Annotated in this window: 16 protein-coding genes; 5 read left to right on the top strand and 11 right to left on the bottom strand. The window is 44.5% G+C overall.

All coding sequences use genetic code 11. The features are described 5' to 3' along the window. Positions 1-182: 182 nt before the first annotated feature. A complete protein-coding gene (locus tag AAGA51_RS11335) occupies positions 183-1,256 on the bottom strand; it encodes an AI-2E family transporter (RefSeq protein WP_042484079.1) in 1,074 nt (357 codons plus the stop codon). Continuing rightward, entirely contained in the window at positions 1,240-1,485 is a 246-nt protein-coding gene (locus tag AAGA51_RS11340) for a sulfurtransferase TusA family protein (protein WP_042484082.1), read from the bottom strand. Before AAGA51_RS11340 ends, AAGA51_RS11335 begins: the two co-directional genes overlap by 17 nt. Before the next feature lie 236 nt (positions 1,486-1,721). On the opposite strand from AAGA51_RS11340, the gene AAGA51_RS11345 reads away from it, so the two are divergent. From AAGA51_RS11345 to AAGA51_RS11360, 4 genes are read left to right on the top strand one after another with little or no spacing between them, the layout of a single operon-like run. Next, the gene (locus AAGA51_RS11345; protein ID WP_042484165.1) at positions 1,722-3,179 is read left to right on the top strand and encodes a M48 family metalloprotease; all 1,458 of its coding nucleotides are present in this window, start codon (positions 1,722-1,724) and stop codon (positions 3,177-3,179) included. 25 nt (positions 3,180-3,204) lie between these two features. Next, the gene (arsC, locus tag AAGA51_RS11350; RefSeq protein WP_042484086.1) at positions 3,205-3,555 is read left to right on the top strand and encodes an arsenate reductase (glutaredoxin); all 351 of its coding nucleotides are present in this window, start codon (positions 3,205-3,207) and stop codon (positions 3,553-3,555) included. Next, entirely contained in the window at positions 3,555-4,130 is a 576-nt protein-coding gene (gene wrbA / locus AAGA51_RS11355; RefSeq protein ID WP_156102027.1) for an NAD(P)H:quinone oxidoreductase, read from the top strand. The genes arsC and wrbA overlap by 1 nt, the downstream gene beginning before the upstream one ends. A 44-nt stretch (positions 4,131-4,174) precedes the next feature. Further along, complete coding sequence (locus tag AAGA51_RS11360; RefSeq protein ID WP_042484092.1) at positions 4,175-4,603, top strand: DUF2069 domain-containing protein; 429 nt, start codon at positions 4,175-4,177, stop codon at positions 4,601-4,603. 104 nt (positions 4,604-4,707) lie between these two features. On the opposite strand, the gene AAGA51_RS11365 is transcribed toward AAGA51_RS11360, so the two are convergent. Beyond that, positions 4,708-5,901: a DUF2066 domain-containing protein gene (locus tag AAGA51_RS11365; RefSeq protein WP_052404585.1), complete on the bottom strand. Its 1,194-nt coding sequence runs from the start codon at positions 5,899-5,901 to the stop codon at positions 4,708-4,710. A 219-nt stretch (positions 5,902-6,120) separates the two neighbouring features. Here AAGA51_RS11365 and AAGA51_RS11370 point away from each other — a divergent pair, with 219 nt between their 5' ends. Then, positions 6,121-7,377 carry a uracil-xanthine permease family protein gene (locus tag AAGA51_RS11370; RefSeq protein WP_042484095.1) on the top strand — a complete coding sequence of 419 codons (1,257 nt, stop codon included), beginning with the start codon at positions 6,121-6,123 and terminating at the stop codon, positions 7,375-7,377. 64 nt (positions 7,378-7,441) lie between these two features. On the opposite strand, the gene ybaK is transcribed toward AAGA51_RS11370, so the two are convergent. The 8 genes from ybaK to hemA form a co-directional block, all read right to left on the bottom strand. Further along, the gene (ybaK, locus tag AAGA51_RS11375; protein ID WP_042484098.1) at positions 7,442-7,921 is read right to left on the bottom strand and encodes a Cys-tRNA(Pro) deacylase; all 480 of its coding nucleotides are present in this window, start codon (positions 7,919-7,921) and stop codon (positions 7,442-7,444) included. A 132-nt stretch (positions 7,922-8,053) separates the two neighbouring features. Then, positions 8,054-9,715: a bifunctional UDP-sugar hydrolase/5'-nucleotidase UshA gene (gene ushA / locus AAGA51_RS11380; protein WP_042484102.1), complete on the bottom strand. Its 1,662-nt coding sequence runs from the start codon at positions 9,713-9,715 to the stop codon at positions 8,054-8,056. A gap of 362 nt (positions 9,716-10,077) precedes the next feature. Next, entirely contained in the window at positions 10,078-10,929 is an 852-nt protein-coding gene (kdsA, locus tag AAGA51_RS11385) for a 3-deoxy-8-phosphooctulonate synthase (protein WP_042484105.1), read from the bottom strand. A gap of 18 nt (positions 10,930-10,947) precedes the next feature. Next, positions 10,948-11,757: a SirB1 family protein gene (locus AAGA51_RS11390; protein ID WP_042484108.1), complete on the bottom strand. Its 810-nt coding sequence runs from the start codon at positions 11,755-11,757 to the stop codon at positions 10,948-10,950. Between the two features lie 49 nt (positions 11,758-11,806). Beyond that, entirely contained in the window at positions 11,807-12,190 is a 384-nt protein-coding gene (locus AAGA51_RS11395) for a SirB2 family protein (RefSeq protein WP_042484110.1), read from the bottom strand. Between the two features lie 46 nt (positions 12,191-12,236). Next, positions 12,237-13,100, bottom strand: a complete 864-nt coding sequence (prmC, locus tag AAGA51_RS11400) for a peptide chain release factor N(5)-glutamine methyltransferase (protein WP_042484113.1) — start codon at positions 13,098-13,100, stop codon at positions 12,237-12,239. A 3-nt stretch (positions 13,101-13,103) separates the two neighbouring features. Next, on the bottom strand, positions 13,104-14,192 hold the full coding sequence (gene prfA, locus AAGA51_RS11405; protein WP_042484116.1) for a peptide chain release factor 1: 1,089 nt from the start codon (positions 14,190-14,192) through the stop codon (positions 13,104-13,106). Positions 14,193-14,221: 29 nt separating this feature from the next. Beyond that, positions 14,222-15,481 (bottom strand): glutamyl-tRNA reductase, encoded by a 1,260-nt coding sequence (gene hemA, locus AAGA51_RS11410; RefSeq protein ID WP_042484118.1) that lies wholly within the window; start codon positions 15,479-15,481, stop codon positions 14,222-14,224. Between the last annotated feature and the right edge of the window lie 22 nt (positions 15,482-15,503).

Genomic DNA, 15,503 nt, shown 5'->3' on the forward strand with positions numbered 1-15,503 from the left:
TGCACACTTGTGGTTATGTTATGTTCATCACTTTATCGACAAAAAAAAATGAGAACTTAAGCAATTTCTTTATTAGTTATATGTATTGCAACTGACGCATGTTTAATACTAATCTCAAATAGTAAAAAAGCCCAAAAATATTCAACTTTTGGGCTTAATAAAATCTCAGAGCAACGATTTAGTTATTCAGTTTTGGCTGGAGGCTGTTCTTCGCTGCTAGGAAGCGCATTCCAAACCGCTTTTACCAATGTCGCCAGCGGTATTGCAAAAAAGACGCCCCAGAATCCCCACAAACCACCAAACACCAGAACCGATACTATGATGGCGACAGGATGTAGATTTACCGCTTCCGAAAACAAAACCGGTACTAACACGTTACCATCAAGAGCTTGAATGATGGCGTAAGCAATAAGCAGGTAATAAAACTGCGAAGTCAATTCCCACTGGAACAAACCCACAATCGCAATTGGCACAGTCACTGCCGCAGCACCTATGTATGGAATCAATACAGAGAAACCAACAGCGACAGAAAGTAATACTGAGTAACGCAGATCTAAAATGGCGAAGGTTACGTAACTCACCGTACCTACGATAATGATTTCCAGCACCTTACCGCGAATATAGTTTGAAATTTGTTGGTTCATTTCTACCCAAACTTTATTCGCTAGATTACGGTTACGCGGCATTATGCCACTCGCCAATTTGAGCATTTCTCGCTTATCTTTAAGCAGAAAAAACACCAACAGCGGCACTAGAATCAGGTAAACGCCTAAAGTGGCAAGGCTGACTAAAGACGCCAGAGAACCTTTCACCAAAGATTCCCCCATACCAATCGCTTTGTCCTTGGCGTTATTTATAATTGATTCAACAATTTGTAAATTAGCCAGCTCAGGATAACGTTCAGGCAGTGTAGCTATCAGCTTTTGCACACCATTATACATTTTCGGTATATCAGCGACTAAATTCGCAACCTGATCCCAGATAGTAGGAACCAAGCCAAACAAGGCCAAAAACATCACACCAACGAAAAGCAAAATGACGAGAATGACCGCTAAGGTACGCGGCACTTTCCAACGGCAAAGTTGAGCAACTGGCCATTCAAGCAAATAAGCTAAAACAATAGCAACCAGTAATGGCGCTATCAGATGTCCGAAAAAGTAGATGGTGATGAAACCGAAGAAAAGAATCGCAACCAGACTTACGGCGTGCGGGTCAGAGAAACGCCGTTGATACCAACGACTAACCATTTCGAACATGTAACGATGTCTCCTTTACAACTGTGAGTGAGTTATATCCATCACATTTAACGCTTTGGCAAAGATAATCCTGCTTAAGCAGATAGCTTTCTATATCTTTGAATGAGCTCGAATCACTAATGAGGATGGTTACCGAATCACCAGCGTCAAGCTGGGCAGTGTGACGTTTAGCAAGTAATAATGCCATGGGACATCGCTGTTGACGTAAATCGAGAATATTCGGTTCCATTCTTCGGCTCAATCCTTAATATATGACAGACATTGTATCGGCTTTTCCACTATGCGCCACTCTTAATATCCTAAGTTGTAGAGTCACAAAGTATTGGTTATTTATCTCTCGGATTCACGCATAATACGTTGTAGTTAACGGTACAGTCACAGCAACTTAAGACTGAACGGTGGAAACCATTTCAAGCGGACAATGTCCTAATGGAAAATGATATTGGAGTATCAACAAAGAACATGATGTTAAAACGTACTCGTTCATTCGTTTGCCTATGTATATCAACGGCGTTATGTGCGCCTTCGCTGTCTTACGCTAACACTATAGAGCTTCCTGACATTGGTACCGTAGCGGGTTCCACTCTGACCATAGACCAAGAGCTGATCTATGGTGATGCCTATATGCGTATGCTGAGAAGCAGCAAGCCTATCGTTAATGACCCTGTGATTAACGAATACATTGACACACTTGGTCACAAATTAGTTGCGAACGCGGACGACGTAAAAACACCGTTTACCTTCTTTATGATCCGAGATCGTAATATCAACGCATTCGCCTTTTTCGGCGGTTACGTCGCGCTTCATTCTGGCTTATTTCTTCATGCTCAGTCAGAAAGTGAGCTGGCTTCCGTTATTGCTCACGAAATTGCACACGTAACCCAGCGTCACCTTGCTCGCAGCATGGAAGACCAAGCGCGTCGCACTCCAGCAACAATGGCTGCATTAGCTGGCTCATTGCTACTTGCTATTGCCGCGCCGGAAGCCGGTATTGCGGCCATTACCGCCACCACCGCGGGCAATATGCAGAGCCAAATTAACTACACACGAAGCAACGAAAAAGAAGCGGACCGTTTTGGTATATCTACCTTAGCGAAAGCTGGCTTTGATGTAAGAGCAATGCCACGTTTCTTCGGTCGTTTAGCGGATGAGTACCGCTACGCGAGCACACCTCCACCGATGCTATTAACTCACCCGTTACCGGAAGATCGTATTACAGACAGCCGAGAACGCGCTCAAAGCTTTCCAACCGTTAAGCTGCAGCCTGACCTCGATTATCATCTAGCCCGCGCCCGTATTGTGGCCCGCTATGCAGGCATTGATGGTGAAGCCGCTTTAGATTGGTTTAATAGAACGCAAAAAAAAACCACCGTACCCGCTCTTGATGCTTCTTTTGAGTACGGCAAAGCCTTGGTGTATCTCGATACAAAGCAGCACGACAAAGCCGAAGCGATTCTCAGCAAGCTGTTAAAAGCAGATGCTAACAATCGTTTCTATCTCGATGCAATGACCGACCTTTACATCGCAACCGACCGTCTTAATGACGCACAGAATTTGTTAGAAACCGCGTTAAAACAAACACCAAATAATGCTGTCTTGATGGTGAACTACGCTAACGTGTTACTGAAACAGCAGAAATTTAGCGAATCGATTCGCGTGCTGCAGCGTTATACCCACGATAATCCAAACGATACCAACGGTTGGCATTTGCTATCAGAAGCCAACAGTCGTAATGGCAATCAGGCAGAAGATTTGGCCGCTCAAGCCGAAGTCCTAGCGTTACGTGCCAACTGGAACAAAGCCATTCAGCTATATACACAAGCCAGCCAACTCGCCAAGCTAGGCAGTTTAGAACAAGCGCGATATGACGCTCGTATTGATCAGCTAATGATACAAAGAGAACGATTCTTATCGCTTCAATAATAAAAAGAGAAAGTAAGGAAAAACTATGTCTGTCGTGATTTATCACAACCCGAAATGCTCAAAAAGTCGTGAAACACTGGCTTTGTTGGAACAAAACAGTGTTCAGCCAGAAGTCGTCAAGTACCTTGAAGCACCACTCAGTGTTGAACTTTTGAAAACACTTTACGCCCAGTTAGGCGTGGCATCTGTGCGTGACATGATGCGTACCAAAGAAGATGTCTACAAAGAACTTGCTTTAGGTGATGCCAGCGTTTCTGACGACCAACTGTTCGCTGCTATGGTCGAGAATCCAAAGCTGATTGAACGTCCTATCGTAGTTGCCAATGGTAAGGCTCGCTTAGGCCGTCCACCAGAACAGGTTCTAGAAATCTTATGATGACCAATGTGGTTGTACTCTATTACAGCCGACACGGTAGTACTCAGTCATTGGCAAGGCAGATCGCTAGGGGTATTAACAGTATTCCGGATTGTGAAGCGATTCTGAGAACAGTTCCGGAGATCAACAGCAATGAAACCAATGCTGAAGATCCATATATCACGTTAGATGAGCTGAAGAACTGCGACGGTTTGGCTTTGGGTAGCCCTGCATGGTTTGGCAACATGGCCGCACCTTTGAAACACTTTTGGGACCAAACCACACCTTTGTGGCTAAACGGCGATTTGATAGATAAACCTGCTTGTGTGTTTACCTCTTCATCCACCTTACATGGCGGTCAAGAGAGTACACAACAAACCATGATGTTACCTCTGCTTCATCATGGCATGGTTATTGTGGGCATCCCCTACTCTGAGCCGAAATTGCATACTTCCGTATCAGGTGGCACCCCCTACGGTGCTAGCCACGTATCGCAATTGAACAGCAAACTCTCTGAAGATGAAAGCGAACTTGCACGTCAACTCGGAAAACGTCTTGCTAAGCTAGCGCGACAACTAAAAGATGCATCGAACTAAAGACCGTCTCTGTTCAACAGACGAGTCTCATTAAAGGAACGACCATGAGTGTTGAAATGACCTCAAAAACCAAACAGTTTCGCTGGTTAGCACTGACAAGTAACCTCGCTTTGATTGTTTGGATAGCTTTATGGCAACTGGATTTATCACCACACCCACACCTTAATCCATTGGCGTTAACGGTAGCGTGGCTGATTCCACTGCTGTTGCCTCTACCAGGTATCTTAGCGGGTAAACCTTATACCCACGCTTGGGCCAACTTTATTCTGATGCTGTATTTCTTACATGCTTTCACCATTTTGTATGTCGACGATGGCGAACGCTGGCTGGCAGCTGTCGAACTGTTCCTCACTTTCTCAGCATTTATGGGCAACGTTTTGTACGCAAGACATCGTGGTAAAGAGTTAGGGCTGAAATTGACCAAACTTTCTGTCGTTGAAAAACAAGAGAAACAACGATTCGACCAAGAGTAGCAAAGACTTTAAAGAGCAAAAAGAAAGCCCCTGTTGTGATGAGCAACAGGGGCTTCTTATATTTATTTGCGTCTATCTTGCCTTTCGATACTTAATCGGACAGATTAATCTAACCAAGTAAAACGCAAAGTTTTCTCCATTGAAACAGGCTCTGTCACAACCGACATATCACCTTGTTGAGTAGGCTCGCTGCTATCAACAGGGTTCACAACCGCAGGCTCAGTCGTATCAATAGCTTGGTCTTGTGGCTCTTGAACTGAGTTTGCTTGTTCAACTGACGGTTCCACAGGTAAAGGTTGCGGAACTTCTAGCTCTGGAGCCTTTTGAACTTGGGCAATACGCAGTACTTCTTGCTCGAAATCCTCTTCAGTCGCCAGCAAGTGAACATTGAACACCACTTCTTGACCTTGGATTTTAAGAATATCGAGTGAAGCCACTGAGCTTAACGCTTTTAAGCGTTTTTCTAATGAGAAAAAGTCTTCAGCATTTTTAATTGAATCAAATGATGCTAATACGGTTTGTGAAGACTCAGAACCAATCAGTACGGAGTTTTTCTTTGCGTAGTAGTCACTAATTTGATCAATCATCTCTGCCGCTGCGGCACTGCCAGATGCTCTTCCTGTCATTGGCGCTTTCTGTGACTGAAGCATGTTGTAAGCATTTTGGTCATACAGTGTCCAACGCAAATCGTTGCCTTGCGCTTTAACTACTAATACTGCATCTGTTGGGTAACGATCACTTGCTAGGCTGATAGGTTTAATGAAACCACCCCACAGATCAGAAATTTCTAACCCTGTAATGTCATCAAAATCACCAACCGGGACAGTGATAGGCAACCCTCTCGCCAAGGATTCCTCTTTCAACTGTTTTAGAATCTTAGAGTCAGAATGTTCCCAACTGATCACACGTTCGTATGGGGTCTCTTCCACCAGCCAAACTAAAAGGTTAGCGCGATTTTCAGGCCAGAATGGCAACTGAGCTTGAGTAATCAGAGAACGAATTTGCGGCGCGCTGAACTGCATGGTTATCGTAGAGACATCGTTTGTCTGACCATAACTAAACTGGTTTAGATATTGGTTATATTTACTTAACGCCTTTTGAACTACTTCATTGTTTACGGCATCTTTATCGCCCGTGGCGCGAACAATAACGTTTTGCATACCCAGCGATCGAGCTTTGGCATCTGCACCTTCTTGTGTCTGATCAATAACGACTTCTGTTTTGTACAGATTAACCGTGGTGAGTGCAGAAGCTGGGAGAGACGTTAATCCCATCAGCAAAAAAGCTAAATAGCGCATATTGTTCCTACGTTCTAAGTTTCTGAAAGTTGATGATAAGCAACTATCGTTTATGGGGCAAGGTGAGTGCTCGCCACTGGTGATAAAAGTTTCCAAACTTTTACTTTGGCTCGCCGAATGTAAATGACAAAAGTAACAAAAATTGATCTAGTTTAAATGGCAAACGTTTGCAAAAGTGATAGAATCCCGCGAATTTTGTTTAGCTACAGGGAAAATACCATGAAAAATGCCATTTTGGGCACTCAGATGCTGTTTGTTGCATTTGGGGCGTTAGTGCTGGTTCCGCTGCTGACGGGACTCGATCCTAACGTTGCTTTATTCGGTGCTGGTGCCGGCACATTACTCTTCCAAATTATTACCCGTCGTTCTGTTCCTATCTTCCTCGCTTCTTCTTTTGCCTTTATTGCTCCTATCATGTTTGGTGTTCAAACATGGGGTATTCCTGCAACTATGGGTGGCTTAGTCGCAGCAGGTGCTGTTTACATTATTCTTGGCAGTTTCATTAAACTTCGCGGTGTAGAGTTCATCCACAAAATTCTGCCACCTGTAGTAGTTGGCCCAGTCATTATGGTTATCGGTCTTGGTCTAGCCCCAGCAGCGGTAAACATGGCACTAGGTAAGAGTGGTGATGGTGCATTCCAACTGGTTGACGGTGATGCTTCTCTTTGGATTTCTTGTGTATCTCTACTTGTTACTATTGTCGCTAGTGTATTTGCTAAAGGTTACTTTAAGCTAATCCCAATCGTGTGCGGCATTATTGCGGGTTACTCTCTGTCTCTATTCTTTGGCGTTGTAGACTTCACTCCTGTTCGTGAAGCAGCTTGGTTCGCAATGCCTAATTTCACTTTCCCAGAGTTCAACATTAACGCCATTCTATTCATGATCCCTGTTGCGATTGCTCCTGCGGTAGAGCACGTGGGTGACATGCTGGCAATTTCGAACGTAACGGGCAAAGACTATATTAAGAAGCCGGGACTACACCGCACTATCGCAGGTGACGGAGCGGCAACAATGCTTGCAGCATTCCTAGGTGCTCCACCAAACACAACTTACTCTGAAGTTACTGGCGCAGTAATGCTAACTAAAGCATTCAACCCAGTGATCATGACTTGGGCAGCAGTAACAGCGATCGTACTTGCTCTTGTCGGTAAACTGGGTGCTCTACTACAAACTATCCCTGTACCTGTAATGGGCGGCATCATGATTCTTCTGTTCGGTTCTATTGCAACAGTAGGTCTAAACACGCTAATCAAAAACCACGTTGACCTGCACAAATCACGTAACCTAGTGATTGTGGCAGTAACACTGGTATTTGGTATTGGTGGTATGGCTTTCGGTGTGGGTGATTTCAGCCTACAAGGTGTAAGCTTATGCGGTATCGTTGCTATCCTACTAAACCTTCTTCTACCAAGAGATTTGGGCGAAAACCACGTTGTGGATAACGCTCAAATGGAAGAGAAAACACAAAATTCTTAATAGAGACGTTACTATCTCTGTAAAAATGGCCTCTTGATGAGGCCATTTTATTGCTTAATACAGTTCAAGCTTCAAGACATAAGTCTACAAACTGCGCCCGCGTTAATGTCGCTAAATCTTGCGGTGCTAGCTCAATCTCCAATCCTCTCTTCCCTGCACTCACACACATGCTTGCCAGCTCAGTGGCACTGTGATGAATGAAAGTCGGTAGCGCTTTCTTTTGTCCTAAAGGACTGATTCCGCCAACCACATATCCGGTTGTCTTCTGTGCGATGTCTGGGTTAGCCATATCGGCTTTTTTGGCTTTCGCTGCTTTCGCTGCCAACTTGAGATTCAGTTTCTGGTCAACGGGAATGATAGCCACAGCAAGGTTTTTCTCTTCGCCATTAAGACAAAAAAGCAACGTTTTGAACACGGTTTTCGGATCTTGACCTAACGCTTCTGCCGCTTCTAAACCATAGCTGGCATTGTTAGGATCGTGTTCATATTGATGAATGGTGTGAGGGACTTTTTTTTTCTTCGCTAACTGAATCGCTGGGGTCATTCTATTTCCTTACCACAATCTAACCTTTATTCCTCAGGCGGTTAGCTTATCTCTTCTCGCATCAATTTACATTAATAAAAAAAGCGGTGTTTGCACACCGCTTATTCAATTGCGTATCAAACAACGCATTGATTACTTGTAAACAATCTCACCTGACGGAGCATATTTGTTTACGTCAATCGGGCTGTTCGCTTCTAGGTAGTCTTTAAGAACTTCCGCATCCACGAAACCAGTGTTTACGAAACCTTTACGGTCTGTAATCTTAGGATAGCCGTCACCACCAGCGGCGTTAAAGCTTGGAACTGTGAAACGGTAAGTGTCGTCTAGACGAAGCTGTTTGCCACCGATAAACACGTTTGATACTTGACCATCTTGCACTTGCATTGAAATACCAGCGAATTGCGCATACGCACCTGAATCTACAGGCTTAGTCGCAACTACATTTAGGTAATCAAGCACTTCCTGACCACTCATATCGACGTAAGTAAGGATGTTGGCGAAAGGTTGAACTTTCAGTACATCTTTGTACGTGATATCGCCTGCCGCGATAGAGTCGCGAACACCGCCAGAGTTCATCACAGAGAAATCCGCTTTCGCACGTTGCATATGCGCTGTAGCAATCAAGCGGCCTAGGTTAGTTTGTTGGAAACGAACCACGTTACGGTCACCTTCCAACTTACCATTAGACTCAGCAACTTTTGCACCTAGCTGAGCTTGGCCTTTCTCTTGATAAGGACGTAAGAACTCCAGCATTTCTTTGTTTTCTGCAATTTCAGTCGTTGCGATGACACGTTGGCTTTCACCGTTAACTTTTACTTTCTTCTTCAGGTTTACTGGAATCAAGTCATAGCTAACCATGTTCAGCTCACCGTTACGGAATTCGTAATCAGCGCGACCAACGTATTTACCCCATTCAAATGCTTGAACGATGTAAGTGCCGTTTTGCATGTCTGGTTTACACTCATCACCCGGAGCAAAGTTTTTGTTCACTACATTCGGGCCTTCCATACACACAGGCTCCTGAGAGTGACCACCAACGATCATATCCAAGTCGCCTTCATTCAGATAGCGAGCCAGTGCAACGTCACCCGGTGCATTAATACCGTATTCACCGTTTTGGTAGTGGCCCATATGAGTCACTGCGATGATCAGATCTGGATGCTCAGTCTTTTTCAGCTCAGCAATCACTTTCTTCGCTTCTTCTTTAGGGTCACGGAAATCAATACCGCCAATGTACTCTGGGTTACCGATCTTCGCTGTATCTTCCGTTGTTAAACCGATAACAGCGATCTTGATACCTTGCTTATCAAACATTTGGTAAGGCTGGAACAAACGCTTGCCAGTAGACTTGTCGTAAATGTTTGCAGAAAGCATTGGGAAATCCGCCCACTCACGCTGCTTGAACAGCACTTCTAGTGGGTTATCAAACTCATGGTTACCTAATGCCATGGCATCATAACCAATCTTGGTCATCCCTTTGAAATCAGGCTCAGCGTCTTGCAGGTCTGACTCAGGAACACCTGTGTTGATGTCACCACCTGAAAGTAGCAACAGGCTGCCGCCTTCTGCTTCAACTTGAGCGCGAATATCGTCGATCAAAGTCTTACGAGCGGCCATGCCGTACTCGCCGTATTTGTTCTGCCAGAAACGACCGTGATGGTCATTGGTGTGAAGCACTGTCAGTTTGTACGTTTTATCTGCTTCCCACTCGTGAGCAGGTTGAGTCGCACAGCCTGCCAATGACGCTAAAATAGCGGTACTTAAAACCGTTTTAAGAATAAAGCCTTGTTTCATTGTCATACCTTTGAGCTGATGAATTCCACTACTAATAATTTTTAAGCCTAGATCAATCTGTTTTCTGTTGAGTTCACTTGCGATTGACCTTTAAAAATAGATCTAACCTTAAAATAACCTCGTACAAGTGACAGAGTTATTTCATATTTATGTCTAATAGATCACAACAGAAACGTCAAAAAATTTAGTCACTTAATTGGCTAAATAGTAAAACTAGTTGATTGAAGCCGTTTTTTTTACTTTTTCTTAATTTAGTAAGATGAATTTGTGAATGAAATCGTTTGCTCAACGATTTAGTCACTGTCTGGCAGGCATAAAAAAGCCACCCGAAGGTGGCTTTTTTTACACGAAAATTCATTCAATTAGCGAATGTCGATGTGCTGAAAACTTTTCACTAAATCGTCCAGAGCTTTCATCTGTGCTAAGAATGGCTCAAGCTTATCAAGTGGCAATGCTGAAGGACCATCACAGCGTGCTTTTTCTGGATTTGGATGTGCTTCAATAAACAGACCAGCAATACCTGTTGCTAAGCCCGCTTTGGCTAGCTCAACAGTTTGCTCACGACGACCGCCAGAAGCTGCGCCAGATGGATCACGCATTTGTAGCGAGTGAGTCACGTCGAAGATAATTGGGCTGCCGTTTGACACTTTTTTCATCACGCCGAAGCCAAGCATATCAACCACTAGGTTATCGTAACCATGGCAAGAGCCACGCTCACATAGAATAATTTTCTCGTTGCCGCACTCAGCGAATTTCTCAACGATGTTACCCACTTGACCCGGGCTCATAAATTGAGGTTTCTTCACGTTGATTACTGCACCTGTTTTTGCCATTGCTTCAACAAGGTCAGTTTGACGAGCTAGGAAAGCTGGAAGCTGAATAACATCAACCACGTCAGCAACAGGCTGAGCTTGTGCTTCTGTGTGTACGTCAGTGATAATTTTCACACCAAAAGTATCTTTCAGTTCTTGGAAAATTTTCATGCCTTCTTCAAGACCTGGGCCACGGTAAGAATGTACTGAGCTGCGGTTTGCTTTATCAAACGAAGCCTTAAATACATATGGGATACCTAGCTTGTCTGTCACTTTTACGTAGTGCTCACAGATTTGCATAGCCATATCGCGAGATTCCAGCACATTCATGCCTGCAAACAAGGTGAACGGTTTGTCGTTTGCGACAGGGATATCGCCAACGTGAACGATTTTTTGTTCCATGTTTTGTCTCTTCATTGATTAATGCAAGGTCACAGTACTATGACTGAGTGCATGCATTTGAGTTTTTAATAATTCTGCTGCTGGATCATCAGGGCAATTATCAATAAAGAACTGATAATCAGACATTGCCACCTGATGACAATCTAATTGCTGATAAATATAGCCTCTATCACGGATTTCGTATGGGTCATCCGGAACAAAAGTCAGGGCTAAATCGGTACATCTCAATGCAAGAGTGTATCTCTCTTCACGCAATAAGGCACTTTTTAGCAAGGCAAGCCAGCGGCCAATGATCGTCGGATGATCGGTTACTTTGAGGTCCTCTGCTTTCAATTTAGCGAGTGGGCCTTTCATACCAATCAACCACGCTTGCAACGTATGGTTTGATACGTACTCACCCGTAAATGGGTTTAAGTAACGATTCGTTTCGTCTGGCCAATTCACCTGCAATAAAAATTGCGTCGGAAAAGTGATGCCTTGCATCGGAAAACCAAGCTTACGGCCCAAGTACAGAAGCAACGCGCCTAAGCTTACTGGTACGCCTTTGCGTCTCTCTAATACTTTGTCAATAAAAGCATTGTCAGAGTCATAATACGCTTCACGATCGCCGATGAATCCCCACTCTTTGTAAAATAAGTGCAAGAATGCATCGAAACGTTCTTTCTGTTCCGCTTTATCCGCTAATCTGGTTTCAGCTTCGTTTAGTAGACGGCTTAACTCTTGCTCAGCCCATTCTACTTGAGTTTCTGGATCAATGGCTTTATTGAGGATTAATGCTCCCTCAACCAGCTCCATCTCATCAAAATCTTCATCAAATAAGTCAAGCATTTAACTACTCTTTGTTCGCTAACTGGGATTATTCTGACTAGGTTGATAATTAGCCGAAAAATACTGGCACTTTAGTTACTGCAACTTTACCTGCCATGCCTAACCAACCTAATGCACCGAAAAATGCAAAGGTACGCAGTAAGTTATTACGCGCCAATTTAAGGGTGAAGAAACCTAGGGCGATATAAGCGAGAACACAGGTCAGTTTTTCGGTCATCCAAGGTGCCGCTTCAGTAAATGGGAAGTAACCAGTAATAAAGATTAAACCGACACCAGATAACAATAAGAAGGTATCAACAACGTGTGGTGTGATTTTCAGAAATTTATTCTGCAGATGCTTTGAGTTCATCATCAGTAATACATAGCGAACGGACAACAACAGTGCACTGATGGCAATCGTCAGCATATGGAAATGTTTTAAACCTTCGTACATCTTTATCCTCTCTGCGCCTAATATGACTTTTTATTCGATATCGTTTTTATTTGATTTTGGCTTCTATACGATATTGGCCTAAGGTAACACGATCATTACCGGCATAATCCTTTTGTGTTTCAACATTGCTATAGCCGAAACCTTGCAAAATCTCTCTAACTGCCGCGCCTTGGTCATAACCATGTTCAAACAGCAACCAACCTTCATTTAACAGATAATCACGAGCATTCTCGCTGATGGTCTTAATATCCGCTAACCCGTTATCTTGAGCGACCAATGCACTTTTCGGTTCAAAGCGCACATCGCCAAGCGTTAAATGAGGATCGTTTTCTTCAATATATGGCGGGTTTGAAACCACTAAAGCAAACTTTGTACCCGATGGTACAGGAGTAAACCAGCTTCCGTTCCAAAACGACGCATTTGCAATGCCTAAACGTTCGGCATTGTCGCTTGCTAGCTGCCAAGCTTCTTCACGTAAATCAATGCCAAACACTTTGCGCAGAGGCAGTTCGGAAGCCAGAGCCAAAGCAATTGCGCCTGTTCCCGTTCCTAAATCTAAGATATCACCATCGATAAGCTGAGCTTTATCTAACGCCAGTTCCACCAGCCTTTCGGTATCGGGTCTTGGAATCAAAGTCGATGGCGACACTTTAAGTGGCAATGACCAAAACTCGCGTTCACCAATGATATAGGCAACTGGTTCACCCGCTTTTCTGCGCTCAATCAGTGCGTCGAATTGGTTCTGCTGCTGGATGTCGAGAGATTTATCTGGCCATGTGAGAAGGTAGGAACGTGGCTTGTCTAATACATGGCAAAGTAGCACGTTGGCGTCGAGAGACGGCGAATCTCTGCCGCTCTCGGTCAATTGCTCTGCTGCCGCTTTTAACGCGGCCTCAATGGTTAGCAACATTGATTAGTTTTGCTCTGAAAGTGCAGCTAACTGATCAGCTTGATGCTCTTGTAGTACTGGGTCGATCAGCGCTTGTAGATCGCCTTCCATCACTTCACTTAAACGGTAAACCGTTAAGTTAATACGGTGATCAGATACGCGGCCTTGTGGGTAGTTGTAAGTACGGATACGGTCACTACGGTCACCAGAACCTAACAGGTTACGACGTGTATCTGACACTTCAGCCGCACGCTTAGCAAGTTCAGCCTGAGCAATACGAGCGGCAAGTACCGCCATCGCTTTTGCTTTGTTCTTATGCTGTGAACGCTCGTCCTGACACTCTACTACGGTACCGGTTGGTAAGTGAGTAATACGGATTGCTGAATCCGTGGTGTTAACGTGCTGACCACCCGCGCCCGATGAACGGAATGTATCGATTTTCAGATCGCTGGCTTTAATTTCAGGGATTTCTGCTTCTGGTACTTCAGCCATTACCGCTACCGTACATGCAGAAGTATGAACACGACCTTGTGATTCCGTTGCTGGAACACGTTGTACACGGTGACCGCCTGATTCAAACTTCAGTACGCCGTATGCGCCATCGCCGTTCACTTTCGCGATCATCTCTTTATAACCGCCGTGTTCTGCTTCGTTTGAAGACATCACTTCAATGCGCCAGCCTCTTTTCTCTGCATAACGGCTGTACATACGGAACAAGTCACCAGCGAAGATACCCGCTTCATCACCACCTGCACCTGCACGAATTTCTAGGAAGCAGTTACGGTCATCGTTTGGATCTTTAGGCAACAGAAGGATTTGCAGCTCGTCAGTAAGACGCTCGATAGTCGCTTTTGCTTCTTTCATCTCTTCTTGAGCCATTTCACGCATTTCAGCGTCATCTTCTTTGGTCATCTCTTCCGCTGCAGCCAAGTCTTCTTGAGCCTGCTGGTAAGCTTGGAAACACTTAGTGATCTCTTCAAGCTGAGAGTACTCTTTTGAAAGAGCACGGAATTTATCTTGATCACCAATAACTGTTGGGTCACCCAGCAGGTGTTGAACCTCTTCATAACGTTCAACAAGAGATTCAAGCTTCACTAAAATCGACGAGTTCATAATTTCTTCTTTAAATTCAGAGTTACAGATTACTGTGAGTCTTCAAGACCCAAGCTTTGTCTGATAATGGCAAGTTTTGCCGGTTCTCCTAACTCCGCAGCGCTTTGCATCGCTCGGGTAGGGTTATGAATAAGTTTGTTGGTGAGCTTGTTGCTCAGCTCCACCAACAGTTTTTCTGGGTCTCCGCCCGCAGCCAGAGCTTGTAAGCTTTTTGACAACAATTCTTCACGGATATCATTGGCTGCTTTACGGTAGTCACGAATGCTGTCTACCGCTTGCAGTGAGCGCATCCAGCTCATGAAAGCAGCGCTTTCTTCACTGACAATTGCTTCCGCCTCAATCGCTTCTACTTTGCGCTGCTCAATATTGCTATCCACGATAGATTGCAAATCATCCACCGAATACAGATAGGCATCATTAAGATCACCCACTTGCGATTCGATATCCCGTGGCACGGCAATATCGACAAACAGCATAGGCTGATGGCGGCGTTTTTTCAGTGCGCTTTCTACCATACCCTTGCCAATTATAGGTAAAGGACTGGCTGTTGAACTGATAACGATATCGGCAAAATGCAGGTGATCCGGTATTTCGTTCAATGCAATCACGTCTGCATTAAATTCTTCCGCCAAACTCATTGCACGTTCGCGGGTTCGGTTTGCCACAATAATACGTTTACAGTTGTGGCTTGCCAGATGTTTTGCTACCAGTTCAATGGTTTCCCCTGCGCCAACAAGCAGTACAGTGGCATCCGCCAAAGATTCGAAAATGTGTTTTGCCAGAGTACAAGCGGCGTAAGCCACCGACACAGCGCTGCCACCAATTTCAGTTTCAGTACGAACACGTTTAGCGACAGAGAATGCTTTCTGGAACCATTTATCGAGCGATGAATCAACGGCGTTGTTTTTACGAGAGTCCGCGTACGCTTGTTTCACCTGTCCAAGAATCTGCGGTTCACCCAATACCAGTGAATCCAGACCGCAAGAGACTCGCATTAGATGACGAATCGCCGCTTGGTCTTCATGAACATACAAGCTGGGTTTCAAATCTTCAGGGCTGACGTTGTGAAACTGGGTCAACCATTCGATAAGTTTGTTCTTACTTGATGATTTAACATCACAATAAATTTCAGTACGGTTACACGTCGAAAGAATGACACTTCCGTTCACGTGTGAGTCAGCAGACAACTGGCCAAGCGCCTCAGACAATTTATCTGGGCCGAAAGCCACTTTTTCTCGTAACTCAACCGAAGCCGTATTGTGATTGATACCAATAGCAAGCAAGGACATCTATCGAGGATTCTCTGGTAAG

The organism is Vibrio diazotrophicus (assembly GCF_038452265.1).
Classification (GTDB): domain Bacteria; phylum Pseudomonadota; class Gammaproteobacteria; order Enterobacterales; family Vibrionaceae; genus Vibrio; species Vibrio diazotrophicus.